General features: G+C 71.9%; 22 protein-coding genes, 2 tRNA genes and 1 pseudogene. 11 read left to right on the top strand and 14 right to left on the bottom strand.

All coding sequences use genetic code 11. The features are described from left to right. Positions 1 to 35 precede the first annotated feature (35 nt). Positions 36 to 1,000, top strand: a pseudogene (locus DA075_RS32085) (EcsC family protein). A 6-nt stretch (positions 1,001 to 1,006) separates the two neighbouring features. On the opposite strand, the gene DA075_RS32080 reads toward DA075_RS32085, so the two are convergent. Next, positions 1,007 to 2,392: a leucyl aminopeptidase family protein gene (locus DA075_RS32080; RefSeq protein ID WP_099957172.1), complete on the bottom strand. Its 1,386-nt coding sequence runs from the start codon at positions 2,390 to 2,392 to the stop codon at positions 1,007 to 1,009. A gap of 135 nt (positions 2,393 to 2,527) precedes the next feature. On the opposite strand from DA075_RS32080, the gene DA075_RS32075 reads away from it, so the two are divergent. After that, the gene (locus DA075_RS32075) at positions 2,528 to 2,713 is read left to right on the top strand and encodes a hypothetical protein (protein WP_099957171.1); all 186 of its coding nucleotides are present in this window, start codon (positions 2,528 to 2,530) and stop codon (positions 2,711 to 2,713) included. A 90-nt stretch (positions 2,714 to 2,803) separates the two neighbouring features. Then, on the top strand, positions 2,804 to 3,661 hold the full coding sequence (locus tag DA075_RS32070) for a tetratricopeptide repeat protein (RefSeq protein ID WP_244936703.1): 858 nt from the start codon (positions 2,804 to 2,806) through the stop codon (positions 3,659 to 3,661). Between the two features lie 219 nt (positions 3,662 to 3,880). Here DA075_RS32070 and argC read toward each other — a convergent pair whose 3' ends face one another. The 7 genes from argC to DA075_RS32035 form a co-directional block, all read right to left on the bottom strand. Further along, on the bottom strand, positions 3,881 to 4,858 hold the full coding sequence (gene argC, locus DA075_RS32065) for an N-acetyl-gamma-glutamyl-phosphate reductase (RefSeq protein ID WP_099957170.1): 978 nt from the start codon (positions 4,856 to 4,858) through the stop codon (positions 3,881 to 3,883). Between the two features lie 301 nt (positions 4,859 to 5,159). Next, positions 5,160 to 6,464: an LLM class flavin-dependent oxidoreductase gene (locus DA075_RS32060; protein WP_099957169.1), complete on the bottom strand. Its 1,305-nt coding sequence runs from the start codon at positions 6,462 to 6,464 to the stop codon at positions 5,160 to 5,162. Between the two features lie 59 nt (positions 6,465 to 6,523). Then, positions 6,524 to 7,855 carry an MmgE/PrpD family protein gene (locus DA075_RS32055; protein WP_099957168.1) on the bottom strand — a complete coding sequence of 444 codons (1,332 nt, stop codon included), beginning with the start codon at positions 7,853 to 7,855 and terminating at the stop codon, positions 6,524 to 6,526. Between the two features lie 4 nt (positions 7,856 to 7,859). Then, on the bottom strand, positions 7,860 to 8,642 hold the full coding sequence (locus DA075_RS32050) for an amino acid ABC transporter ATP-binding protein (protein ID WP_164712580.1): 783 nt from the start codon (positions 8,640 to 8,642) through the stop codon (positions 7,860 to 7,862). Between the two features lie 11 nt (positions 8,643 to 8,653). After that, on the bottom strand, positions 8,654 to 9,376 hold the full coding sequence (locus tag DA075_RS32045; protein ID WP_099957574.1) for an amino acid ABC transporter permease: 723 nt from the start codon (positions 9,374 to 9,376) through the stop codon (positions 8,654 to 8,656). 44 nt (positions 9,377 to 9,420) lie between these two features. Next, positions 9,421 to 10,161, bottom strand: a complete 741-nt coding sequence (locus DA075_RS32040; protein WP_099957166.1) for an amino acid ABC transporter permease — start codon at positions 10,159 to 10,161, stop codon at positions 9,421 to 9,423. A gap of 20 nt (positions 10,162 to 10,181) precedes the next feature. Further along, on the bottom strand, positions 10,182 to 11,012 hold the full coding sequence (locus tag DA075_RS32035) for a transporter substrate-binding domain-containing protein (RefSeq protein WP_099957165.1): 831 nt from the start codon (positions 11,010 to 11,012) through the stop codon (positions 10,182 to 10,184). 239 nt (positions 11,013 to 11,251) lie between these two features. On the opposite strand from DA075_RS32035, the gene DA075_RS32030 reads away from it, so the two are divergent. Both DA075_RS32030 and DA075_RS32025 read left to right on the top strand, forming a co-directional pair. After that, positions 11,252 to 11,941, top strand: a complete 690-nt coding sequence (locus tag DA075_RS32030) for a glutathione S-transferase family protein (RefSeq protein ID WP_099957164.1) — start codon at positions 11,252 to 11,254, stop codon at positions 11,939 to 11,941. Between the two features lie 86 nt (positions 11,942 to 12,027). After that, positions 12,028 to 13,533: an ATP-binding protein gene (locus DA075_RS32025; RefSeq protein ID WP_099957163.1), complete on the top strand. Its 1,506-nt coding sequence runs from the start codon at positions 12,028 to 12,030 to the stop codon at positions 13,531 to 13,533. Positions 13,534 to 13,539: 6 nt separating this feature from the next. Here DA075_RS32025 and DA075_RS32020 read toward each other — a convergent pair whose 3' ends face one another. Next, positions 13,540 to 13,932 carry a DoxX family protein gene (locus tag DA075_RS32020; protein ID WP_099957162.1) on the bottom strand — a complete coding sequence of 131 codons (393 nt, stop codon included), beginning with the start codon at positions 13,930 to 13,932 and terminating at the stop codon, positions 13,540 to 13,542. Between the two features lie 384 nt (positions 13,933 to 14,316). Here DA075_RS32020 and DA075_RS32015 point away from each other — a divergent pair, with 384 nt between their 5' ends. The 6 genes from DA075_RS32015 to DA075_RS31990 all read left to right on the top strand — a co-directional run bounded on the left by DA075_RS32015 (position 14,317) and on the right by DA075_RS31990 (position 18,505). Beyond that, complete coding sequence (locus tag DA075_RS32015; protein WP_232389023.1) at positions 14,317 to 14,865, top strand: PilZ domain-containing protein; 549 nt, start codon at positions 14,317 to 14,319, stop codon at positions 14,863 to 14,865. Positions 14,866 to 15,269: 404 nt separating this feature from the next. Beyond that, positions 15,270 to 15,614: a hypothetical protein gene (locus DA075_RS32010; RefSeq protein ID WP_099957161.1), complete on the top strand. Its 345-nt coding sequence runs from the start codon at positions 15,270 to 15,272 to the stop codon at positions 15,612 to 15,614. A 191-nt stretch (positions 15,615 to 15,805) separates the two neighbouring features. Beyond that, positions 15,806 to 17,239 (top strand): NAD-dependent succinate-semialdehyde dehydrogenase, encoded by a 1,434-nt coding sequence (locus tag DA075_RS32005; protein ID WP_099957160.1) that lies wholly within the window; start codon positions 15,806 to 15,808, stop codon positions 17,237 to 17,239. A 132-nt stretch (positions 17,240 to 17,371) separates the two neighbouring features. Further along, a tRNA-Arg gene (locus tag DA075_RS32000) sits at positions 17,372 to 17,448 on the top strand. Between the two features lie 81 nt (positions 17,449 to 17,529). Beyond that, positions 17,530 to 17,606, top strand: a tRNA-Arg gene (locus tag DA075_RS31995). Between the two features lie 110 nt (positions 17,607 to 17,716). Beyond that, positions 17,717 to 18,505, top strand: coding sequence for a class I SAM-dependent methyltransferase (locus tag DA075_RS31990; protein ID WP_099957159.1), 789 nt, complete (start codon positions 17,717 to 17,719; stop codon positions 18,503 to 18,505). A gap of 24 nt (positions 18,506 to 18,529) precedes the next feature. Here DA075_RS31990 and DA075_RS31985 read toward each other — a convergent pair whose 3' ends face one another. From DA075_RS31985 to DA075_RS31965, 5 genes are all read right to left on the bottom strand, one after another. Continuing rightward, a complete protein-coding gene (locus DA075_RS31985; RefSeq protein ID WP_164712579.1) occupies positions 18,530 to 19,504 on the bottom strand; it encodes a class I SAM-dependent methyltransferase in 975 nt (324 codons plus the stop codon). 285 nt (positions 19,505 to 19,789) lie between these two features. Then, a complete protein-coding gene (locus DA075_RS31980; protein WP_099957157.1) occupies positions 19,790 to 21,418 on the bottom strand; it encodes a hypothetical protein in 1,629 nt (542 codons plus the stop codon). Next, a complete protein-coding gene (locus DA075_RS31975; protein ID WP_099957156.1) occupies positions 21,415 to 23,382 on the bottom strand; it encodes an NAD-dependent epimerase/dehydratase family protein in 1,968 nt (655 codons plus the stop codon). Before DA075_RS31975 ends, DA075_RS31980 begins: the two co-directional genes overlap by 4 nt. Next, positions 23,379 to 24,290, bottom strand: a complete 912-nt coding sequence (locus DA075_RS31970; RefSeq protein ID WP_099957155.1) for a transketolase family protein — start codon at positions 24,288 to 24,290, stop codon at positions 23,379 to 23,381. Before DA075_RS31970 ends, DA075_RS31975 begins: the two co-directional genes overlap by 4 nt. Beyond that, positions 24,290 to 25,162: a thiamine pyrophosphate-dependent enzyme gene (locus DA075_RS31965; RefSeq protein WP_099957154.1), complete on the bottom strand. Its 873-nt coding sequence runs from the start codon at positions 25,160 to 25,162 to the stop codon at positions 24,290 to 24,292. The genes DA075_RS31970 and DA075_RS31965 overlap by 1 nt, the downstream gene beginning before the upstream one ends. Positions 25,163 to 25,272 lie beyond the last annotated feature (110 nt).

Raw genomic sequence — 25,272 nt, 5'->3', positions numbered from 1 at the left:
AGCCTGTCATCCGCGAGGGAGCGCCCGTGTCCGAGATCGTCGCCGTCGAGCCCGCCCCGTCCCCCGTCCCGGTCGGGGCCTCGGCGCCGTTGAGCGCCGAGGACCGCGCGGCCTTGCGCCGGGCCGTCGCGGCCCTGGAGCGCCCGAGCCTCGCCGGCCGTCTCTCCGCCATGGCCGGCGCCCCCCTCGACCTCATCACCCGCGCCCTGCCGACCCCCGTCATCGACGCGGTCGGCCATGCCACCGAGACGGCGATGCGCGGCGCCCTGCACGTGGCGCTCGCGACCCTGCCGAAGGCGGCGGAGGCGTCGGCGGAGCCACGGTCGGAGGCCAGCGCCCTGGCCCCGCTCGGCCCCGACCTCTCGCCGTCCTGGCGCGCCAAAGCGATGGAGCTGCTCGAGCGCTTTCCGCCCGGCGACCGCGGCCACAAGGCCCTGGCGGCGGTCTCGGGCGCCATCGGAGGGGCCTTCGGCATCACCACCCTCGCCGTCGAACTGCCGGTCTCCACCACCCTGATGCTGCGCTCGATCGCCGAGATCGCCCAGCGCGAGGGCGAGGATTTGGGCGACCCGGAAGCCGCGCTCGCCTGCATGCAGGTCTTCGCGCTCGGCGGCCGCGGCACGACGCAGGGCGAGGGCGCGGCCGGGAACGCGGCCGAGAGCGGCTATTTCGCGGTGCGCGGCGCGCTGGCGAAGGCGATGTCGGAGGCGGCCCGCTACGCCGCGGGCCGCGGCCTCGTCGACGAGAGCGCGCCGGCCCTGATTCGCTTCGCCGGCCAGGTCGGTGCCCGCTTCGGGGGCGTGGTGTCGCAGAAGCTCGCCGCCCAGGCGGTCCCGGTTCTGGGTGCCCTCGGGGGGCGGCCGTCAACACCGCCTTCATGGACCATTTCCAGGCCGTCGCCCGCGGCCACTTCACCGTGCGGCGGCTGGAACGCCGCTACGGCAAGGCGGTGGTGCGGGAGGCCTACGAGGTGGAGCGCGCGGCGCTCGGCACGGCGTAGCGCCCCCTACCCGCGCGCAGCGTAGCGGCTCTTGAGCAGGGCGTAGACGAGGCGCGCGGTCTGCACCTCGCCGCCCTCCGGCCGGCCGGGCTTCGTGCTCGGGTTCCAGCCGTAGAGGTCGAGATGGACATGGGCCTTGGCCGCCGGCGCGAAGCGGCGCAGGAACAGGGCCGCCGTCACCGCCCCGGCGAAGGGGCCGCCCGAGACGTTGTTGAGGTCGGCGATCTTCGAATCGAGAAGGGCGGCGTAGGGCGCCCAGAGCGGCATCCGCCACACCGGGTCGTTGACGGAGAGGCCCGTCGCGGTCAGGTCCGCCGCCAGCGCGTCGTCCTCGGTGAACAGGGCCGGCAGGTCGGGGCCGAGCGCCACCCGGGCCGCACCCGTGAGCGTCGCGAAGTCGAAGACCAGCTCCGGCGCCTCCTCGTCGGCGAGCGCCAGCGCGTCGGCGAGGATCAGCCGTCCTTCCGCGTCGGTGTTGCCGATCTCGACGGTCAGGCCGCGCCGGCTCGCCAGCACGTCGCCGGGGCGGAAGGCCTCGCCGGCGACCGCGTTCTCGACCGTGGGGACCAGCACGCGCAGGCGGATGGGAAGACCCGCCCCCATCACCATCTCGGCGGCGGCGAGCGCCACCGCGGCCCCGGCCATGTCCTTCTTCATCAGAAGCATCGCGGCGGAGGGCTTGATGTCGAGCCCGCCGGTGTCGAACACCACGCCCTTGCCGACGAGGGTCACGCGCGGCGCGTCCGTGTCGCCCCAGGTGAGGTCGACCAGGCGCGGCGCCCGCGGCGAAGCCCGGCCGACCGCGGCGATGAGCGGGAAGCCCTGTTCCAGCGCCTCGCCGGCGATCACCCGGCAGGTGGCGCCGAACCGTTCGGCTAGCGCCCGGGACGCCGCCTCGATCTCCGCCGGTCCGAGATCGTTCGCCGGCGTGTTGACGAGGTCGCGGCCCGCCGCCACGGCATCGGCGATGCGGTCGATCTCGGCGGCATCGACGCCTTCGGGCGCGACGAGACGGGCCCCCGGTGACGGCCGCTCGCGGTAGCGCCCGAAACGGTAGCCGGAGAGCCGCCAGGCGAGCGCCGCGAGGGCGGGATCGCCGGGCAGGTTTTCGAGGCGGTACGTCCCCTCGGGCAGGGCCTCGGGCAGGCGCCCGACCGCGAACGGATCGGCCCGGCCGCCGGCCTCGACCCCGTACAGTACGAGGGCCAGCGCCCCGTCTGGCCCCGGCAGCAGGGCAGTCCGGCCGGGCTTCGCCTCGAACCCGGACGCCGTCGCGAAGGCCGCCGCGAGGGGCGGCAGCTCCGCCTGCAGCGCCGGCCAGCCGACGGCGTCGACGCAGCGGATCGGGATGGCGTCCTCGGTCGCGGGCAGGAGCGTGGTCACGCGGGGCATCCCTTCCTTCGAGAAAGGCCGGAGGGGGAGCCAAGACGGGGCGGTTGTCAATGCTGGCCGCCGGCCGGCTCTCCGGGAACTCCGGCCTGCCTGCGGCGTCACCCCGGACCAGACCGGAACCCGGAGGAGGCCCGCATGGCCGAGGATCAAAAGCCCATCAACCCGCTGGAGCGACGCGAGACCATTGGCATCGAGGACGGCAGCCGCCACCAGGGCGAGCCGGTGACGCCGAGCCGCCACGGCACCGGCACCGACCGGGGCGGCGCGAAGGCGCCCCAGCCGGCCCCGAAGGCGACCCCGTCGGAGAGGCCGCAGCGTTAACGACGCATTAGGGTTAACGACCTATCACCACGGTCACGAGGGCCGTGGGAGCGGGGTTGCCACATCCCAGGCCCGCCCCTGGAGTGGCCAATGCCCGCGACCGTCGAGACCCGCCCCGTCCGCTCGTACTCCCTGCGGCGGCTCGCCGTCGCCGGCGTCGTGGCCCTGATGGCGTCGGGTTGCCTGTCGCGCGAGTCGCTCAAGTCCCTCACCACGGGCTCGGTCGATTCCTTCACCACCGGCTCGATCGACGCCGGCGCCCCGGTGGACACCGCCCGGCGCGACGTCGCGCGCCTCGCGGCGCGCTACGAGAAGGATCCGGCCGATGTCGGCACCGCGATGGCCTATGCCCAGGCCCTGCGGGCGACCGACCAGGGCGCCCAGGCCGCGGCCGTGCTCCAGCAGACCGCCCTGCGCAACCCGAAGAACCCGGCGGTGCTCGCCGCCTACGGGAAGAGCCTGGCCGAGGTCGGCCGCTTCGGCGAGGCGGCGGAGGTGCTGCGCAACGCCCATTCCCCGGCCAATCCCGACTGGCGCGTGCTCTCCGCGCAAGGAGCGGTGGCCGACCAGATGGGCGACCATGTCCAGGCCCAGCGCTACTACGAGGCGGCCCTCAAGATCGTCCCCGGCGAGCCGGCGGTGCTGTCGAATCTCGGCCTGTCCTATGCGCTGGCCAAGCGCCTGCCCGAGGCGGAATCGACGTTGCGCCAGGCCAGCGCAGACCCGCGCGCCGACGGCCGGGTGCGCCAGAACCTCGCCCTGGTCCTCGGCCTGCAAGGGCGCTTCGGCGAGGCCGAGCAGGTGCTGACCCGCGACCTCGGCCCGGCCCAGGCGGCGCAGAACGTCGCGGCGCTGCGCGGCTTCGTGTCCCAGCCGAATGCCTGGAAGGCGATCAGGTCGGCCGAGAAGGCGAAGGCGCCGCATGTGGCTGCTGCGTCGGCCATGTGACGGGTATTCCGGAGAAAGACTCCCGGCTTCGCAGCGAGAACCCGCGACGGCGGAGCGTCGAGCGGTGGAGTTTGCTCCGCCGGCACGCTTGCGCCGGCGCTGGTTACGCATGGCGACAGCGAGCGCGCCGTGATCGCGTGAAGCGATCAGCCTGGACGCCTGCCGCAACGTCGGTCATGGCCAGTCGCAGGATCCTCCCCGCCGCCCCAAGGCCGACCGTCACGGCCAGACAGGTGCGCCGTCCAGCCCCGCATTCTCCGGCAAGCCGCAGATCAGGTTCGCATTCTGCACCGCCTGACCGGCCGCTCCCTTGCCGAGATTGTCGACCACGCCCATCGCGATCACCAGGTTGCGCTCGGGATCGGCCGCATAATGGACGAAGGCGAGGTTCGAGCCCGTCGCCCATTTGGTCTGCGGCGGCCTGTCGGTCACGCGGACGAAGGCCCGCCCGGCATAGAAGCGCCGGGCCGCGGCCAGGCACTGGTCCGTCGTGGCGCGGCCGCGGCCATAGATCGTGACGAGGAGGCCGCGGGTCATCGGCACCAGATGCGGCGTGAAGACCAGCCCGGCCGCGCTGCCGCCGCTCAGCCGCTCGATCGTCTCGGCGATCTCGGGCATGTGGACGTGCTTGAGCAGACCATAGGGCACGAGGTTCTCGTTGCTCTCGGCATAGCCGAACCGGCTGTCGCCGCCGCCCCGGCCGGCACCCGAGATGCCGGTCTTGGCGTCGATCACGATGTTGCCGGGCTCGATCAGCCTGTCGGCCAGGAGCGGCGCCAGAGCGGTCAGCGCCGCCGCCGGGAAGCAGCCGGGATTGGCGACGCGGCTCCGGCCCACGATCCGGTCGGGCCAGATATCGGCCAGGCCGTAGGCCCACCCGTCGACGTAGCGGTGGTCGCCGCCGATATCGACGATCTTCACGTCGGCGGGAACGCGCGCCAGCGCCTCGGCCGAGCTGCCGGTCGGCAGCGACGCGAACAGCACGTCGAGCGGCGGCAGGGTCGCAGGGTCCCACTTCTCGATCACCAGGTCGGCCAGCCTGGCCGGCACGCCGGGAAAGCGGTCCGCCAGACGGCTGCCGGCGCTGCCCTCGCCGGCTGCGTAGACGAGTTCGAAGGAAGGGTGACCGGCGATCAGGCGCAACGCCTCGCCGCCGCCAAAACCGCTGATCCCGACGATGCCGACGCGCATGCTCATGGGGTGTTCCTCTGGGGTTCGGGCAAACAAAAACCCCCGGAGCCGAGGGCTGCGGGGGTTCAGGAACGCGGACCGGAGCCGCTCCGGCGGTGGGCCTAGCGTGAGGCCGTCACCGCGCAGACGGATGCCGATCGACGCGCAGCCCGAAGAGCCGCCGCTTGTGTGGAGCGGCGTCGGCGTCGGTCACAAGGGGTCCGGTTCCTGCGCATGGCGCGGGACAGTGTGGCCACTTCCACCCACCGTCAAGAAGAAAGTCGGCCGACGCCATGTCCAATGCCGGGAGATCTCGGTCGAGCCCAGCTCACGCCCCCGGCCAGTCCGGCCGCGCGATCCCCAGATGGTCGCGCAACGTCGTGCCCTCGTACTCGGTGCGGAACAGGCCGCGCTCTTGCAGGATCGGCACCACCTCGGCCACGAACGCGTCGAGGCCGCCCGGGAAGTAGGGCGGCATGACGTTGAAGCCGTCGGCGGCCCCCGTCTCGAACCATTCCTGCATCCGGTCGGCGATGTCGGACGCCGTACCCAGCACGATGTGGTGGCCGCGGCCCGCCGCGACCCGGAGCGCCAGCTGGCGGATCGTCAGGCCCTCGCGGCGGGCGAGCTCGGTCAGCAGCTCGGCGCGGCTGCGCAGCTGGTCCGAGATCGGCAGGTCCGGTAGCGGCCCGTCGAGGTCGTAGCCGCTAAGGGAATGGCCGATGCGCTCCTCGAGCAGCGGCATCGCGCGCTCGATGGGGCTCCAGCGGTCGAGTTCGCTCAGCCTCTCGCTCGCCTCCTTGAGGCTGCGCCCGACCACCGGCAGGAAGCCCGGCATCACCGCGACCGAGTTCGGGTCGCGGCCGAAGCCGGCGACCCGCTGCTTCAGGCTGCGGTAGAAGGCTTGCGCTTCGGTCAAGCTCGCCTGGGCGGTGAACACGATGTCGGCGGCCCGCGCCGCGAGGTCCTGGCCGGGACCCGAGGACCCGGCCTGGATCAGCACCGGATGCCCTTGCGGCGAGCGCGGGATGTTGAGAGGGCCCTTCACCGAGTAATAGGTCCCGGCGTGGTCGAGCACCCGCACCTTGGCCGGGTCGGCATAGACGCCGCGTTCCTTGTCCTTCGGGAAGGCATCGTCGGACCAGCTGTCCCACAGGCCGCGCACCACGTCGACGAACTCTTCCGCGATGGCGTAGCGGGCGTCATGCTCGGGGTGGCTCTTCGAGAAGTTGTTGGCCGTGCGGGCGTAGGAGGTCGTCACGACGTTCCAAGCCGCACGGCCCTGGCTCAGGTGATCGATCGACGCGAAGGCGCGGGCGAGGTGGTAGGGCTCGCCATAGGTGGTGGAGGCCGTGGCCGCGAGACCGATCCGCTCGGTCACCATGGCGAGCGCGCCGAGGAGCGTCAGGGGCTCGAACCGGGCGATCATCGACGGGTGGGCGTCGACGCCGCTGGTCAGGCCGTCGGCGAGAAAGACCATGTCGAACTTCGCCGCCTCGGCTGCCTTCACCATCCGGCGCAGCAGGTCGAAATTCTCGCTGCCCGCTTCGGCGTCGGCATGGCGCCAGCCGGAGACGTGATGGCCGGCGCCCTGGAGGAAGAGCCCGAGATGGATGCGGCGGGGGGCTGTCATGGGGCCTGTGATGGGGCCTGTCACGGGGGCTGTCATCGGGGACGCCTCTTTGTCGGAGATCAGGGACGGCTCTGGCCGAGGAGGGCGAGGAGGCGGGCGAGGTCGGCCTCATCGCTCATCCGGGCGACGAGGTCCGGGATCTCGGCGAAGACGGGTGCGTCCCCGGTCGCGTCGCGGAATTTCGGCCTGGCGTCGGTCAGGCCCGGCAGGCCCTCGATCCGCCGGCTTAACCTCCGGCCGTCCTTGACGGTCACGTCGAGGACTACGAACCGCGTCGCCGGGTCGGAGGACAGGCGCGGCGCCGCGTCGTCGTGGCGGCGCGAGACGCGGGCGGCCAGCGCCGCGAGGTCCGGCAGCACCGGCCGCTCGTCGAAATGGCCTATGCTCAGCGCGCCATCCGTGAGGGCGGCGGCGAAGATGTATTCGGGGCTGAACCGCGCCTCGATGCCGGTGCCGGCTGCTGAGACCACGAGCGCGGCGTCGCCGCCGGGCGGGAAGGTGAGGGTGACGGCCTCGACCGAATCCGGGCGCAGGCCGTCCGCGTCGCGCAGGGCCAGCGCCCCGACCGCGACCGGATGGGCCGCCGTGCAGCAGGGGAACGCCTTGAGCGTCAGGCCGGGCGTCAGGATCTGCCACGGCTCGCCCCAGCCGGGAAGCAGGCGCTCGGGCGCCGTCGCGCCGAATCCGAAGGCGTCGAGGAAGCCGATCGGTCCGCCGAGGAAGTCCGGCGCTCCGGAGAGCCCGGCTTCAGCGAGGCACGCCGCCGTCAGCCCCGCACGCGACGCGAGGCCGGCATGGAGGGGCTTGGCGTCGGTGCCGAATTGCAGGCGCAGGCCCGCCGATTGCGTGGCGGCGAGGCCGAGCGCCACCGCGGTCGTGTCGGGTGGGAAGCGCAGCAGGTGCGCGACGGCCGCCGCGGCGCCGACGGTCCCGAGGGTCGCCGTGGCGTGGAAGCCGGTCTCGTAGTGGCGCGAGCCGAGCGCCAGGCCGAGCCGCGCCATCGCCTCCAGGCCGACGATAGAGGCCGCGATCAGGTCGCGGGCGGCGACCGGGCGGGTGCCCGCCAGCGCCAGCAGCGCCGGCAGGATCACGACCGTCGGGTGGCCGCGTACGCTGGCATGGACGTCGTCGTAATCGAGGACGTGGCCGCTATGGCCGTTGATCAGGGCGGCGGTGAACGGGTCGGCGCGCTCCGTCCGGCCGATCAGCACGGAGGGGCCGGTCCCGGCGCCCAGGGTCCCGACCAGGATCCCGGTCGAGCGGTCGTCGGCGCCGCCGAGCGCGCAGGCGAGGCCATCGACGATCGCGAGCCGCGCCGCGGCAACCGCCTCGTCGGAGGGGACGGATGTGGCGATCAGCGCGGCGAAGCCGTGGGTGAGGGAGGTGGTCATGGGGTCAGATTCCCTCGCCGGGCTGCACCGCCTCGCGGGCCCCGAGCCCCCGCACGAAGTGGCGGATGCGCGGGTTCTGCGAGCGGTGGAAGATCTGGTCGGGCGGGCCGTCCTCAACGATGCGGCCGTTCTCGGTGAACACGATCCGGTCGCTGATCTCCTCGGCGAAGCGCATCTCGTGGGTTACGAGGAGGCTGGTCATGCCCTCCCGCACCAGACCGCGGATCACCGCCAGCACCTCGCCCACCGTCTCGGGATCGAGGGCCGAGGTCACCTCGTCGAACAGCACCAGGTCCGGCCGCATGGCGAGCGCCCGGGCGATGGCGACCCGCTGCTGCTGCCCGCCCGAGAGCTGGCCCGGATAGGAAGCGACCTTGTCGGCGAGGCGCACCCGCTCCAGCAATTCGCGGGCATGACGCTCGGCCTCCGCCCGCGTCTCCTTGAGGATGCGGACCGGCGCGATGGTGATGTTGTCGAGCACCGTCAGGTGCGGGAACAGGTTGTATTGCTGGAACACGATGCCGATGCGCTTTCGCAACGCGATGCGCTCGGCTTCATTCCGCAGGGCATCGACCCGGACGCCGTTGACGGTGATCCGGCCGGAGCTCGGCGCCAGCAGGGCGTTGATGCAGCGCAGGATCGTCGACTTGCCCGAGCCCGACGGGCCGATGATCGACACCGCCTCGCCGCGGGCGACCGTCAGGTCGATGCCCTTCAGCACCTCGGTCGGACCGAAGCTCAGATGCACGTCCTCGAGGGCGACGAGGGGAGGGGGCGACGAGGTCATGGCTTCTGGACTCATCGGGCGAGGCGCCGCTCGAGCCGTTGCGTGAGGCGCGACACCGGGTAGCAGAACAGGAAGAAGGCGAAGAGCACCGCCACGTAGGTGAGCACCGTGAAGTCGGTGCGGCTCACCGCCGTGCTGGCGTCGGTGGCGGCATGGAGCAGCTCGTGGACGCCGACCAGGGAGGCGAGCGCCGTGCCCATGCAGATCGAGGCGGCCAGGTTCATCCAGGGCGGCAGCGCCCGGCGCAGGCACTGGGGCAGGATGATGAAGCGCAGGGCCTCGATCCGCGAGAAGCCGAGGCCCTTGGCGGCGTCCCATTGCGGCGTCGGGATCGATTGCAGCGCGCCGCGGGTGATCTCGGCGGCGTGGGCGCTCGCCGGGATCGCCAGCCCGATCACCGCCTTCATCCAGTCGGGGAAGGGGATGTAGTGGCCGAAGGCGACGATCTCGAACGGGAAGATGTAGGTGGTGGCGAAGATCAGCACGAGGTGCGGGGCATTGCGGAAGACCTGCACGTAAGCGATCGCCGGGGCCCGCACGAGCCGTGCTTGGGCGAGCTCCATCGCGCCGAGGGCGACGCCGGCGAGCGTGCCGAGCAGCATGGCGAGCGCGCTGATGAGGATGTTCATCGAGAAGCCGCGGGCGAGGTAAGGCAGCCATTCGAGGAGGAGGCGCGCCAGCGGCGGGTCGAGGACGAGCCAGAGCGCGACCGCGGCGCCCACGCTGCCGGCCATGATGAGCGGCGCAGGCGACGGCCGCGCGGGGCGGGAGGCGGCCGTCACTGCCCGAACCCCGGCACCGCCAGCCGCCGCTCGACCGCCGCGCCGAGCCGCGCCACCGCGAGGTTGATGCCGCTGAAGAACACCAGGAGCACGATCATCAGCTCGACGACGTTGTCCCGCTGGGTCCAGATCATCAGCGAGGCGTAGGTGATCTCGTTGACGGCGACGGCGTAGCCGATCGTCGTCAGCTTCACGAGGTTGACGAGGTTGTTGACGATCGCCGGCAGCGCGGTGCGGAGCGCCAGCGGCAGCTCGACCACCCGCAGCACCTCCAGGCGCGAGAAGCCGAGGCCCCTGGCCGCCTCGATCATGGTGGCCGGCACCGCCTCGATACCGCCGCGCAGGGCCTCGGCGTGGAGCGCCGCCACGTGCAGGCTCACCACCGCGACGAGCCAGAACCAGGCGCCGAGCGGGTTGTTCTGCGCGCCGCCGAGCGCCTGCGAGATCAGCATGTTGACCACGAGCACCGTGAACATCAGCTGGACCAGCGTCGGCGTGTTGCGGGTCAGCTCGACATAGGCCCGCGCCGGCCCGGCGAGCCAGGGCCTGTCCGAGGTCAGCGCCGCCGCCAGGGAAATGCCGCCCGCGAGGCTGAGCGGGATGGTGAGGGCGACGAGGACGAGCGTCGTCGCCATCCCGTCGAGCCACATCCGCACCTCGAACGGGCTCGTCAGGAAGTCGAAGTTGAGCCCGATCCGGGCCGCCAGGGCGATGAAGTCCCGGACCGCGTCCTGCATCCTCGAAGAACCTTCTTCGCTCAGCGCGCCGCCGAGAGCGTCTTCTGCTGCTCTTCGATGAAGGCCGTGTTGAGGAGCCGGTTCTTCTTGGCGATCTCGAGGAGCTTGCCGGAGGTGATCAGCTCGCGCAGGGCCTTGTCGAGGGCGGCGGAGGTGTCCTTCTCGCCCTTGCGGATCCACACCACCGAATCGGCCGGCACGATCTCGGTGGGGATCAGGATGCCGTAATCCTTCCACTCCTCGGCCCGGTCCTCGAGCATCAGGCCCAGCGTGGCGCCGGTATGGACGGCGATCACGCAGGTGCCGCCCTTGAGCGCCAGGAGCGATTCCGGCTGGCTCGGCAGGCCCTTCACCACTGCGCCGTAAAGCTCGATCAACGGTTGGGTGAAGTTCGAGCCCTGCGAGACGCAGACCGGCTTGCCCTTCAGGTCGGCCCAATCCTTGATGCCGCTGTCCTTGCGGCCGATCGCGGCGCCGCCGGCGCGGTCGAAGACGGTGGGCGGGAAGTCCATGATCTTCGCCCGGTCCTCGGTGACCTGCATGTTGGCGAGCAGCGCATCGACCTTGCCCTGCTGCAGGAACTGCACCCGGTTGGGCGGCGTGACCGTGACCGTCTCCAGCGCCACGCCGAGCTTCTCGGCGAGCGCCCGGGCGAGGTCGATGTTGAAGCCCTTCTGCTCCTGGGTCTTCGGGTCGATGAAGCCGAAGGGCGCGCCCGACAGGATGACCCCGACGGTGAACTTGCCCTTGGCCTTGATGCGATCGAGCGTGGCGTCGGCGCAGGCCCCCGAGACCCCGGCGAGCAGGGCGGCGAGGAGAGCGGCGGCGCGCAGCGGGGTCTTTCGGAACATTCGGCGTCTCGCGGCTTCTCGCGGCTTCTCGGCGCCGAGCGGCGCCTCTCCGGGCCGAGGCGGCATACCCGAATGTCGATCGGATTTGTAGAGTGTCGTGCGGCTCCGGCCGGTTATCCCCTGTCGGGCCAAACCCGCGGGGAGACGGCGGCACCGCGTTGCCCCCGCCGCCGGCACCCGCCATGATCCGCCCCGCCAGACCGCCCGGCTCGATCCGGGCGCGGCCGGAGGAACCCCCCTTGTCCCGTGTGCTCTACGAACTTGCCGCCGCCGATCCGGACCGGCGCTTCAGCCCGTTCTGCTGGCGCATCCGCCTCGCCCTGGAGCACAAGGGCCTCCCCTTCGAGGGCCGGCCGTGGCGGTTCACGGAACGGGACGCGCTCGCCTTCTCGGGCTCGGACAAGGTGCCGGTGCTGGTCGAGGACGGGCGGCCGATCGCCGAATCCTCAAGCATCGCCGCGCATCTGGACGCGGCCTATCCGGACCGGCCGTCGCTGTTCGGCGGCCCGGCAGGGCTGGCGCTGACCCGGTTCCATGTCGCCTGGACCGATGGGGTGCTGCACGTCGCCCTGGTGCCGCTCCTCCTCCTCGACATCCACCGCCACCTCGCGGAAGCGGACCAGGCCTATTTCCGGCAGAGCCGCGAGGCCCGGTTCGGCAAGCCCCTGGAGGCGGTCTGCCCCGACCCGGAGGCGCAGCTCGCCGTCCTGCGCAAGACCCTCGCGCCCATCCGCACGGTGCTGCGCGCCCAGCCCTTCCTCGGGGGCGACGCGCCCCTCTACGCCGATCACGTGGTGATGGGCGCCTTCCTGTGGGCCCGCGGCGTCAGCACGCTCGCGCTCCTCGAACCCGGCGACCCCGTCGAGGCGTGGCGGCAGCGGATGCTCGACAGGATGGGGGAGGGCTCGCGGGCGCTGGCCTTCGGCTGAGGCGAACTCCCTGTGGACCCCGGCTCGGGGTGCGGATCAGGGCGAGCCCTGCCGTGTTACGAGTCGGGCCATCGCAGGGAGCCGAGATGACGATCAGCGTCGAGATGGGGGTGGCGGGCGGCCGGCCGGCCGCCCTCGACCTGGAGGAGCTGCTGGCGACGCGCCTCTTGGTCCAGGGCAATTCCGGCTCGGGCAAGTCGCACCTCCTGCGCCGCCTCCTGGAGCAGAGCGCGCCGCACGTGCAGCAGGTGGTGATCGACCCCGAGGGCGACTTCGTCACCCTGGCCGACGCCCACGGCCACGTGGTGGTGGAGGGCGACCACGGCGAGGCCGACCTTCAGCGCATCGCCGCCCGGGTGCGGGCGCACCGGGTCTCGGTGGTGCTGACCCTGGAAAGCCTCGACGTCGAGGCGCAGATGCGCGCCGCCGCGGCCTTCCTCGGCGGCCTGTTCGAGGCCGAGCGCGACCACTGGTACCCGGTGCTGGTGGTGGTCGACGAGGCGCAGCTCTTCGCCCCGGCGGCCGCCGGCGAGGTCTCGGACGAGGCCCGCAAGGCCTCGCTCGGCGCGATGACCAACCTGATGTGCCGCGGCCGCAAGCGCGGGCTCGCCGGCATCATCGCGACGCAGCGCCTCGCCAAGCTCGCCAAGAACGTCGCCGCCGAGGCGTCGAACTTCCTGATGGGCCGCACCTTCCTCGACATCGACATGGCCCGCGCCGCCGACCTTCTGGGCCTCGAGCGGCGCCAGGCCGAGAGTTTTCGCGATCTCGAGCGCGGCCACTTCATCGCGCTCGGGCCGGCCCTGTCGAAGCGCCCGCTGCCGATCGCCATCGGGCCGGTGGCGACCTCGGCCCGCTCGTCGAGCCCGAAGCTCGTGCCGCTGCCGAGCCCGGCCGCCGGCGACGATCTGCGCGAGCTGATCCTGACGCCCTCCGAGAACGAGCCGGTCTGGACCCCCGCGCCCCGCCCGGCTCCGGCCCCGCGGGCGACGCCGGCCGACCTGCTGCAGCAGCTCGCCCAGTACCGTCCGCCGGAGCCGGTCGAGGTGGCGCCGAGCATGAGCGAGGCGGAGCGGGACGCGGCCCTCTCCGACATCCTGCGCGAGATCGCCGCCGATCCGGACGCGGCGCATCACCCGATCGCGGTTCTCTACCAGGACTTCCTGGTGCGCTGCCGGATGCGCCGGCTGCCCGGCGAGCCCCTCGATCTCGGCCGCTTCCGCCGACGGCTCGCCATCGCGCGGGCAGGCGTCGACGGGGAGGCGGCGGAGGGGGACGAGGCCGATGCCGTGATGGCCGCCTGCGCCGGCCTGCCCGAGGAGGTGCAGGGCCTGTTCCTGCTGCTCGCCCGCGCCGCCCGGGCGGGCGCGCCGTGCCCGTCCGACGATGCCCTCGCCCGCGCCATCGGCTCGCGCTCGCCGGGACGGGCGCGGCGGCTGCTGGCCTATGTCGAGAGCCGCGGCGCCGCGGTGTGCCGCACCGATTTCCGCGGCAACCGCGTCGTCGCCCTGCCGGCGCTCGGCTGCGAGACCGCTCCCGGCAACCCGAAGGGCGGCGCGGAGGAGCCCGCCGGCCTGTTCGCGGCGGAGTAGGGGGCGTCAAGCCCGCGAGGCTTGGAGGCTTGCGGGCATCAATTCGCCCCGGCGCATATAGGCGAGGCCGGCCAGAAGGCCGAGCAGCAGCAGGGCGGGCAAAGCCATCACCACCGGGTCGCCGGCGCGCAGGTGGCTGAAGGCCGCCCCGACCATCACGGCGGCGAGCAGCAGCGCGCCATGCGCGACGGTGCCGCGGCCCCACAGCAACGCGGCGCCGAGAAGCTGCGCCGCCCCGACCGCGTACATGAACCAGAGCGGATAGCCGAAGCGCGCGAAGACCGCGACCTCGAACGGCAGAGCCGCGAACTTCATGCCGGCCGCGGTCACGAAGACCGCGGTGAGCAGGCCGCGCAGCAGCAGGCCACCGAAATGCGGCCCGGTCGATGTCGATGTCATGGTCCCACTCCCGCTAGATTGGTGTTGGTCGGGCTCTTCTCGCCGCGAAGCTTGATTAGAGATGCGGGATTGCGTCGTGATTGCGTGCTGTGTGTCGTCAGGCCAGGCTGTTCCCGTCCCGGGCACCGGCTTCCAGAGCAGGCCGGGCGGAAACCGGCCTCCGGCATGGCGACCGGCCGGCGCCCCGACAGGCCTGCGTCAGACCGGCCGATCGCCCCGAGCCCGTGCACCCGGCATTAAGTCTCGTGGTGGATTGTGGATGGTGCGCGATCCGCGGCCTTGCGGCCGGTCACGCGTCGCGCGATGCTACCCTGGCGCGTTTGTAAGATCTTGGCGGGTCCCTTGAAGTTGCAGCTCCAAACCGAATCCGAACAGGGAATCCGGTTGATCCAGATCCGGGTCGGTGGCCGCTACCTGCTGCCGGGCGGGGTGGAGCATGTCTGCGAGACCCGCAGCCTCTCCCTCTCGACGATCGAGGTGCGGGCGCCCGAGAGCGGCCTCCTGGGCGACCCCGTCACGCTCTACCTCGACAATGTCGGCCCGGTGACGGGAGCGATCCAGACGATCACGCCGGACGGCTTCACCGTCGCGGTGGAGGTCGGGCCCGAGCGCCGCGCCCGCTTCGCCGCTCGCCTCGACTGGCTCGCCGCCCAGGCGAACGGAAAGACCGACCAGCGCAGCGACCCGCGCATCGTGCCCCATACCCGCTCGGTCGAGGTGCGACGCGCCGACGGCCGGGTCATACCGGGGACGATCATCGACTTGTCGATGACCGGCGTGGCGATCGCGGTCACCGACGTTCCGCCGGTGGGCGAAGCGGTGACCGTCGGCAAGCGCCGCGCCACGGTGGTGCGCCACCTCGAGAACGGCTTCGCCGTCACCTTCCGGCTGCCGTTCCGACCCGAGACCTTCGGCCAGCACGTCGTGCTCTGACCGGCCCTCGTCGCGGGTCCCCCGGACAGAAAGAAAGCCGCCCTTGCGGGCGGCCCGAAGTCTTGGAGGAACGCCCGTCAGGGCGTCTCCCTTGTGGCATCGGCGCGGTCCCGGCGGCGTGCGCGGGCGCACATGGTCGGCGCACCGTCCCCCTACGATCGATACCGCCGCGCCTTCGAACGGCCTCGTTCGACGGCGTGGCTAAGCCAGAACGGGCGCCGGCGCTGCTGCGCCGGACGCTTTCGCATCGACCTGCCGATGCGAAAGCGCGATGGTATGAGAGACTGCGATCGTTGCGGCGCACGGAAATTTAAGCCCGCTGCGGCACCATCCGTCCTGCCCGGCGCACGATCCTGGCGCGCGGCGTAGACGAGAGCGGCACGGGGGGCGGCGTGGGGAGCAGGATGAGCAGCGGGCACCGGAGCAGCGGGATCGAGCGCCTCGACCGTGATCGCGGGCAAGGCGCCATCCGCATCGTCGTAGCGCCGCCGGCCAGGCGAAAAAAGGAGCGGGCCTTCTCCTACCTGCCCTGGCCGGTCAGGCTCTTCGTGAAGCTCGGTTTCCCGTTCATCGTGCTGCTCACCGTCTTCGTGCTGCCCAACTACCTCGATTGCCGCAACCGGCACGATGCCGGCCTGTTCTTCCACGGCATGACGGTCGCAGCCTGCACGCGGCAGGCCCTCTACGGCCAGATCGGCGCGACGCAGAAGCGCTTCGAGGACATCGCCCACGCCGTCGGGGTGCGGTGAGGCGGGCGCATCGCGGCGCAAGAGACCGGACAGCAAGAGGCTCGGAAGCAAGAGGCCGTGAAGTCTGTCAGGTCATCGCCTGACGGACAAGGCGCGCCGGCCACGGGCCGGCTTGCGCGGCGGAGCCTGTCTCGCCGGGGGGGACTGCCTTAGTTAAGGCCCGTCCCCTCCGGAACGAGGATGAGCCCCCGATGTTTCCTGACGTTAAGCTCCACATCGCCGGCGAGTGGCGCAACGGCGCGACCGGCCAGACGATGCCGATCCTCAACCCGGCCACCGGCGAGACCCTGAGCCAGCTCGCCGTCGCGACCCGCCAGGACCTCGACGAGGCCCTCGAGGCGGCCGATCGCGGCTTCAAGGCCTGGCGCAAGGTCTCGGCCTTCGAGCGCAGCAAGGTCCTGCGCAAGGCGGCCAACCTGATGCGCGAGCGCGCCGACGAGATCGCCCGGATCATGACCCTGGAGCAGGGCAAGCCGCTGGCGGAGGCCAAGATGGAGGTGCTCGGCGGCGCCGACACCATGGATTGGTTCGCGGAAGAAGGCCGGCGGGCCTATGGCCGCGTGATCCCGCCCCGGGCCGAGGGCGTGATGCAGCTCGTTATCCGCGAGCCGGTCGGCCCGGTTGCGGCCTTCACGCCCTGGAACTTCCCGATCAACCAGGCGGTGCGCAAGGTCTCGGCAGCGCTCTGCACCGGCTGCTCGGTGATCCTGAAGGGCCCCGAGGACACCCCGGCGAGCTGTACCGCCCTGATCCAGGCCCTGTTGGACGCCGGCGTCCCGGGCGACGTGCTCGGCCTCGTCTACGGCGACCCGGCGGAGATCTCGTCGTATCTCATTCCCCATCCGGTGATCCGCAAGATCACCTTCACGGGCTCGACCGCGATCGGCAAGGAGCTGGCCGCGCTCGCCGGCAAGCACATGAAGCGCGCCACGATGGAGCTTGGCGGCCACGCCCCGGCGATCGTCTTCCGCGATGCCGACGTGCAGAAGGCCGTGCAGGTGCTCGGCGCCAACAAGTTCCGCAATGCCGGCCAGGTCTGCGTCGCGCCGACCCGCTTCCTCGTCCACGATTCGGTGTTCGACGCCTTCGTGGACGGGTTCGTCGGCTTCTCCCGCGACCTCAAGGTCGGCAACGGCCTGGAGGAGGGCGTGAAGGTGGGCCCGCTCGCCCATGGCCGCCGCATCGAGGCGATGGAGGGCTTCGTGGCCGATGCCGAGCAGAAGGGCGCCAACTTGCGCACCGGTGGCAAGCGCATCGGCAACCAGGGCAACTTCTTCGAGCCGACGGTCTTCACCGACGTGCCGCTCGATGCCCGGATCATGAACGAGGAGCCCTTCGGGCCGATCGCCGCGATCCAGCGCTTCTCGGACGACGAAGAAGCCTTCACGGAGGCCAACCGCCTTCCCTACGGGCTTGCCGCCTACGCCTATACCCGCTCGGCCGAGACCGCCACCAAGCTCGCCACGCGGGTGGAGAGCGGCATGATGTCGATCAACCACCACGGCATCGCCCTGCCGGAGACGCCCTTCGGCGGCGTCAAGGATTCGGGCTACGGCAGCGAGGGCGGCTCGGAGGCGATCGAGGCCTACCTCAACACCAAGTTCGTCACCCAGGCCGGCTTCTGATCGGGTGCCCGAACGGGGAGGGAGCCGCCTCGCGCGGCTCCCTCTTCCGCCGGCGAAATAGGGGTTGCCAAGCCGGGGCGAACCCCTTAGATCCCACCTCCACCGGCGGGGCGCACCGCTCCCCCCGGTCAGGCGCCCGTAGCTCAGCTGGATAGAGCACCAGACTACGAATCTGGGGGTCAGAGGTTCGAATCCTTTCGGGCGCGCCATTTCAAACTTGAGACGTCACGGCGTGATGAGGCTTCTGCCATCGTCCGTTGTATCATAATCGAAGGCTTGCCTTCGATCGGGCGCCCGTAGCTCAGCTGGATAGAGCACCAGACTACGAATCTGGGGGTCAGAGGTTCGAATCCTTTCGGGCGCGCCATTTCTTTTCACTGCAAGGACCGCCGAAAAGGCCGCGATGCCTCCGATGGCGGCTGCCGGTGGATCGGCCCGACAGGCCGCCGAGAGGCCGCACAGATCGGGACCTGTCGGATGAGTACCCATGCCACGCGCCGCAACCTGATCGAGCAGCAGGCGGAGCGCTTCAAGCCGCCGGTCTTCCGCCCCCGGCGCTCCCGGTGGGACGACCTGCTGGCGGCGTTGCGTCGCTTCCTCGATCTTCAGGCCGGGTCGGCCTGGCGCGACCTGCGCGTGGAGCTTGCCACGGCCTCCGGCACCGTGCTCGACGTCGGATGTGGCGCCCAGGTCTTCCGATCCCTGCTGCCCCCTTCGGCCCAGTATCGCGGCATCGACACCCGAGACGCCCTCGACCGGTTCGGCTACGCGGTACCGGACACCGAGTATGTCGATCAGGACGACTGGAACGTCCCGCCCGCCTCCGTCGACGTCGTCCTCTGTACCGAGGTGCTCGAGCATATCGAGGCGCCGGCCCCCTTCGTGGCGAACCTGTTCGGCTGCCTGCGGCCCGGCGGCCGCCTCGTCCTGACGGTGCCCTTCGCGGCCCGCTGGCACTTCGTTCCCTACGATTACTGGCGCTACACGCCGTCCTCCCTGGACCTGCTGCTGCGCGAGGCGGGTTTTCGCGATGTCCGCGTCACCGCCCGCGGCAATCCCGTCACCGTCGCCTGCTACAAGGCGATGGCCCTGTGCCTGATCCCGTTCATGGGGGCCGCCGGCCACCCCGGGCGCCGCCTCCTCGGCGCGGCCCTGCTGCCGGTCCTGGGCGGGCTCGCCCTGGTCGGCACCCTGTCGCTGCGATGGGATTGGGGCGAGGATTGCCTCGGCTACACCGTCACGGCGCGCCGCCCGCCCGTTTCGTGACGGCGCATCGGCGCGAGAGCCCGGTCACAGCGGCTTGCGGGCCACGCTGAGGAGGTTGCCGACATTCAGGCCGACGCTCCGCCGCCCGAGGCCGAGGGCCTCCGCGGCCGACAGGGCGGCCGGCTTGAGCGGTCCGGGCAGCGGCAGCAGGCGCAGCCAGTAGCGCAAAGGGTAGCGGTTCCGGAGCGGCCCGATCGCGATCTCTCCGAACCCCGCTTCGCCGAGGAGCCGGCGCAGGCTGGCCGGGCAGAACAGCTGCATGTGCTCGATGTCGATGATCGGTGAGCGTCGGCCGAGGAGCCGGTTGATCGGGGCCCGGTAATCGTGCGTGACGAAGGCGATCCGGCCGCCGGGCCGCAGCAGGTCGTAGGCGGCCCGCGTCAGGCCGCGCGGGTCGGGGACGTGCTCCAGGGTCTGGAAGCAGCAGACCAGCGAGAGGCTGCCGGGCGCGTGCTGCGCGGGATCGAATACGCCGACCCGCAGGTGCGGGCGGAGCGCGGCCGGGGCCGCCGCGACCGCGTCGTGCGAGGGCTCGATCCCGATGACCTCGGCAAAGCCGAGATCCAGCAATTCCTGCAGGAAGACGCCGCTGCCCGCGCCGATCTCGAGGGCGGCGCCCCCGCGGGGCTCCGCTCCGCGTCCCGCCGGGCCGAGACGCGGTGCCAGGGCCTCGGCGTAGGTCCGTGCCGCGTACTTGGCCTCCTCGGCGCTGTCATAGCCTGCTTCCCGGTAGGCGCGCGCCAGGGCCTCGGCGCCCGGCGCCTCGGCGGCGTACACGGTCTCGCAGGTCCCGCACCGGACCAGGCGGAAGGTCATGAATTCCGGGATTTTTCGCGAGGCGTAGCTGAGGGCGCCGATCCGGGCCGGGTCGATCGAGGCCGACAGGAAGGGCCGTGCGCCCCGCTCGGGCGTGCCGCAGACCGGGCAGTCGCGGCCCTGGAGCCGATCCAGGATCGCGGGCGGAGCCGGAACGGTGAGCGTCTGATGATCCTGGGTCACGGGTGATCCTCGGGGCCGGGCTCGCGACGCGGCTCCGGCACCGGGCGACCCGCCGGTCGCCTGCGTCCCGCCGCTCCGTGCAGGCTGCGTCCTCGCCTGCATGCCGGCGACGATGGAACGGTGGTTTGGTTAGCGGAGCCTTAACGATCGGGGCTGGTCCTTCGCCGGGCACGGCCTTCCGTCTCGTGCGGCCCGACGGATCCGGAGCCGATCCCGGCGACCTGGACACGGACGGATCGCAACGTCCAGCGCAGCGGTCGAGACGTCGGCCTGTCGCACATCCGCTCAGAACACCGTCCCGGCATGTTCCTGATGCGCCGGGTGGTCGGGCCAGCAGGGGCCCCGCTTCTCGCGCCGTACCAGCGTCACCGGCGTGGCGAGGACGCGGTCGGCGAGGTGCCCCGGCAGGGCGTCGATCCGGGCGACGTAGTGGAAGAGCGGCCCGTCATTGGGCGGGGTCCTGGCGGCGGCCAGGAGATCGCAGACGCTGATCGAGAAGGGCGGGACGACGACGGCCCGGATCACCTCGTAGAGGGGCGTGACCGCCCCTACGCCGAGGACCCCAACGGCGACGGCCGCACGCCAGCCGCGGAGGCTGACGGCCGTCGTGCCGACCCGCAATGCCAGCAGGGCCAGGGCCGGGATCGAGGCGCGCATGACGAAATCCGCCCCTCCGAGCCGGTAGAGCGGCGCGAGCAGCAGCAGGCCGAGGACGAGCCCGGTCTCCCGCCGGGTCCAGCGGTCGGAGCCGGCGATCGATCCCGGCGCGAGGCCGAGAACGACCAGGGCCGGCACGATCTCGATCGTGACGAAGACGAGGTACCGGGCGGCGAATTCCTCGGTCATGTCCTGCAGCCCGTGGGGGACGCGGCCGGCATCCGCGCCGAGATAGAGCGCGACCGGCAGGAGCCCGATCCCGGCGAGGCTCACGGTCGCGATCGATTCGGGTGTGAGCCGGCCGCGGGCCCGATCGACGAGGAGCGCGGCGGCGAGGAAGGGCAGGGCGCCGATCATGCCCAGCGGCGACCAGAACACGCACAGGCCGAATACCACAGCGAGCGACGTCGCCCGCAGGGCGGAGACGCGCCACAGGCAGTAGGCCCCGACGAAGATCCAGCCCGAGGCCGCGTGGTTCGGCACCCAGAAGAGCTGCGTCACGTGGGACGAGAATTGCAGGTTGCCGATCCACTGCTCGAGATGGATGCCCGGCGTGAGCGGGCCGCCGAGGATCCAGGTGCCGACGAGGTCCCAGCCGCTGAAGGCGATGAAGATCGCCATGACCGCCAGGCGCTGCCGGTGCGACGGGGCGAGGCGGGCGAAGCCGTAGAAGAGGCAGCCGAACAGGAGCGCGTTCTGGGCGAGCAGCGCGCCATGCGCCCCGTACAGGCCGGCGACCTTCCCGATCGCCGCCGGCAGCAGGTACATCCCGAGCGGCGCACGCAGCATCGTCGGGTCGCCGGCATAGAGGTACCCGACCGGCCAGGGCTCGGCGACGAGGTCGCGCAGCACCGCGTCGCGGATCAGCCAGTCGTCGTTGGCGAAGAACAGGTGTCCCTCGCCGCCGAGCAGGCAGAGCCCGATCCCGGCCGCGACGGCGGCGGCGAGGAGCGGCGCGTCGATCGGCTCGCGCGTGCGGCCGAGGTCCCGCAGCACCAGGGCGAGCGCCGCCGTCAGGAGGGCCACGCACCCCGCCGCCAGTGGCGCGGTCCGGAGATGCGTCGCGAGGAAGAGCAGGTTGGGAGCGGCCGCGAGCACCAGCACGACGGCGAAGGGCAGGTGGCCGAGGGGCCGTCGGCCGAGACCTCGGCCCGCCGCCCGCATGGCGGAATGCGGGGATTCGGCCGCACCTCGGGGCGCGTCCGGGACGGCGCGATCCCGGCGCGCGGGGATGCCTTGCGCGAGCGTGCCGGTCACGGGCGGGGTCTCCCCTCGGGCGGCAGGTCGGTCGCGACGCCGCCGCGGATCAGCGCCGCCCGGATGAGGCGGGGGCGCCCCTTCACCTCCTCCATGATCTTCGCCACGTATTCGCCGATCAGCCCGATCGCGAACAGGTTCAGGGCGCCGAAGAACAGGATCGCCAGCTGGGTCGAGACCGCGCCGCGCGGCGCGATGTCCGGCACGATCAGACGGGCGGCGACCAGCAGCGTCCCGATGAGGCCGGCGAGGCCGAGCAGCACGATGCCGCCGGCGGTGAGCAGCTTCAGCGGCGTGTTGCTGAACGAGAAGATGCCGCGCTTGGCCCATTCGAGGTTCGACAGCAGGTTGTTCGTGCTCGTGCCGAACATCCGCTTCGGCCGCACGTAATCCACCCCGGTCTGGCGGAAGCCCACATAGGCGCGAAGCCCCCGCATGAACAGGTCGCGCTCCGGGCAGTTCAAGAGCCAGCCGACCACGCGCCGGTCCATCAGCGAGAAGTCGCCGGCATCGTGCGGGATGCGCACGTAGCTGAAGGCGGCGAAGACCCGGTAGAACGCCTTGTAGAGCAGGCCCCAGACCAGCGGCATCTCGCGCTCGACCCGGCGGCCATAGACCACGTCGTGGCCCGCGACCCACGCCTCGTAGAAGGGCTCGATCAGCTCGGGCGGGTCCTGCAAATCGCCGTCGAGGAGCACGCAGGCCTGGGCGGTCGCCAGCTCCATGCCGCTGCGGAAGGCCATCTGCGAGCCGAAATTGCGCGAATGCGTGATGCCGAGCACGTGCGGGTCGGCGGCCGACAATTCGCGGATGCGCTCGCCGCACCCGTCCGGGCTCGCATCGTTGACGAAGATGATCTCGTAATCGACGTCGATCTTGCGAAACACCGCCGTCAGGCGGGCATGCATGATCGGCACCGCCTCCTCGTCCTTGTAGCAGGCGATGATGGCGGCGATGCTCCGCCGCCGCGTCGCGCCGGCCTTGGTGAGGCCGGACATGTCCGCCCCGGCCTCGCGCATCCAGGCGGCGGTGCGCGCCAGCCCGTCCTTGAGCGGCGTCTCAGGCCGCCAGCCGAGCAGGCGCTCGGCCTTCTCTGGGTTCGCCTGCCAGCGCGCGAGGTCCCAGGCACGGGGCGCCATCGCGCCGAAGCGCGGCGCCTCGGCGAGGCCGAACACGTCCCTGGCCGTCAGCGCCAGGTCGCCGATGGTCGTCTCCGTCCCGGTGCCGATGTTGAGCGATTCGCCATAGAGGTCGAGGGACATCTTCGCCGCCGCGCGCACGAAGGCCTCGCAGACATCCTCGACGTAGACGAAGTCGCGGGCGATCGTCGGGTCGACGAGATCGGGATAGCCGCCGTTCATCCCGCGCGACACGACGGCCGGGATCAGGCGGTTGGCGTCCTCGTAGGGGCCGTAGACCGAGTAGAGCCGGAGATTCACCACCGGCCAGCGCCGCGTCTTGCCCGCATAGGCGAGGAACTGCGCGGCGGCCGCCTTCGAGACCGCGTAGGCGCTGTTCGGAACGAGGGCCGCGTCCTCGGACGGGGCGGCGGAGTTCAGGCCGTACTCGGACGAGGAGCCGGCATGCACGTAGGCCGCCAGCGCGCCGCTCCGGGCCAGCCGCTCGACACGCGAGACGAGGGCGGTGAAGTTGGTGGCGTAGATCAGGTCGGCGTCGGTCTCGAACGAATAGGCGCCGTAGGCGATGCAGTCGAACACCGTCGCCGGGCGGATCGCCTCGACGAAGCTGGCGGTCGCCGCCTGGTCGGTGACGTCGACCGCGACGAGGTGCGCGGGATCGATGCCGCGCAGGCGCGGCGCCGGCAGGACGCGGGCGACGGCGTAGACGTCGCGGCGGCGCGCCAGGATGTGGCGAAACAGGTTGCACCCGACGAAGCCGCCTGCGCCGAGCACGGCGATCGGGCCCTTGAGGGTGTCGATCCAGTCGGCGGAAGACCCGTTCATGCCGACAGCCTTGCGCCGAGCCTCGCGCGGAGCGACGCCGGGTCGAGGCCGCTCTCGCGCCGGTGGAACCCTTGCGACCCGTAGGTGCCGGACGGGTAGCCGGCCGCCGTGACCGGGCGGAAGCCCGAGACCGGGATGCCGCCCTCCAGGCACCAGGCGGCGAGGCTCTGGCCGAGCCCGCCTTGCGCGACGTGCTCCTCGACGACGCAGAGCGTACGGCCGGCGAGCGCCTCCACGAAGGCCCGCGGCGGCGGGCTCATCCCTAAGGGCAATTCGCTCACCGCCCACACCTCCGGCCCGTCCTCCGCATCCTCCGCGAAGGCCGACCAGGCGAGGCCGGCCATCGGCCCGACCGCGACGACGATGGCTCCCCGCCCCGCGCGCAGGCGGCGCCAGGGCGCGTAAGGCGGCGCGGTGCAGCCCGCCGGCACCTCGCCGCGCCCGAGACGGACATAAACCGGTCCCGGTTCACTCCCGGCCGCCGCGACCACGGCGGCGACGTCGCTGTCGAAGGCCGGGACGAAGATGCGCAGGGACGGCAGCGTCGAGAGGATCCCGTAATCCTCGAGCGCGTGATGGGTCGGGCCCATCACCCCGTAGGCGTAGCCGCCGCCATTGGCGAGCATGCGCACCGGCAGGCGATGGAAGCAGACGTCGTTGCGGATCTGCTCGAAGGCGCGGGCGTAGCAGAACGGCGCGATGGTGTAGGTCCAGGGCTCCAGCCCCTCGCTGGCGAGCGCCGCCGCCACCCCGATCATGTTCTGCTCGGCGATGCCGGCATTGAGGAAGCGCTCGCCGAGGGCGTCGCGCAGGGGCTCCAGGGCGCCGAAGCCGAGATCGCCGGTGAGGAAGACGAGGTCGGGCCGCGTCGCCCGGGCGACCAGCGCCGCGCACAATTCGCGCCGCATCAGGCCGTCTCCCCGGTGCCGGGGATCGCCTCGCCGAGGATCGCTTCCTGGACCTGCTCCTCGGTGAGCGGCAGGTAGTGGCTGTCGAGGCGCCCCTCGATGGCCGGCACCCCGCGGCCCTTCACCGTGTGCAGGACGATCACCACCGGCCGGTCGGTTCCGGGCGCGAGGGCGCGGCGCATGTCGGCGAGGTCGTGCCCGTCCGCCTCGCGGATCTCGACCGCGAAGCCCGCCAGCACCCGCCCGATCGGGTCGAGGGAGGCGACCTCGTCGGTCGTACCGAAGCCCTGGAGGCGGTTGTGGTCGATCATGATCGTCAGGTTGGCCAGCCGCCGGTGGGCGCAGAAGATCAGGGCTTCGAAGGTCGAGCCCTCCTGCCACTCGCCGTCGGAGGTCAGGCAGAAGACCCGGCCCGCCCGGCCCTGCAGCCGGGCCGCGAGGGCGAGCCCGCCGGCCAGCGAGAGGCCATGCCCGAGGCTGCCGGTGCCGAAGCGGATTCCGGGAAGGCCGCGTCCGGGGGGATGCCCCGCAGGGGGATGGCCTGGAAGCCGGGTGCCGTCGGCGTGGAAGCTGTCGAGCTCGGCATCGGCGATCAGGCCCCGGCTCCACAGGGTGACGTAGAGCGCGCCCGCTGCGTGGCCCTTCGAGAGGACGAAGCGGTCGGCATCGGTCAGCATCTCGTGATGCACCAGCATCATCGCGTCGAGGGCCGAGAGATTGCCGCCGACATGCCCGACGCCGGCCGTCCGGTGCATGGCGAGGAGCCGCCAGCGCGCCAGCGTCAGGAGCCCGGGTGCGAGCGGCGCAGGTCCCGCCGGGGTGGCGCCGTGCGACGGGGTCTGTTCCCGAAGGGTGTGTCCACGCCGTGCCATCCGCCCGCGATTCCGCTGCCTTCCATCGACGGAACGACGGCTGTGGTTAGCGTCGAGTTAAGGACCGCGGCGCTGCGGTGCCGTCGGCGCGATCCAGGGCCGACCGCCTC

Source organism: Methylobacterium currus (assembly GCF_003058325.1).
Lineage (GTDB): Bacteria > Pseudomonadota > Alphaproteobacteria > Rhizobiales > Beijerinckiaceae > Methylobacterium > Methylobacterium currus.
Note: the sequence above shows the minus strand (reverse complement) of the source record. Positions and strands in the feature narration are given on the sequence as shown.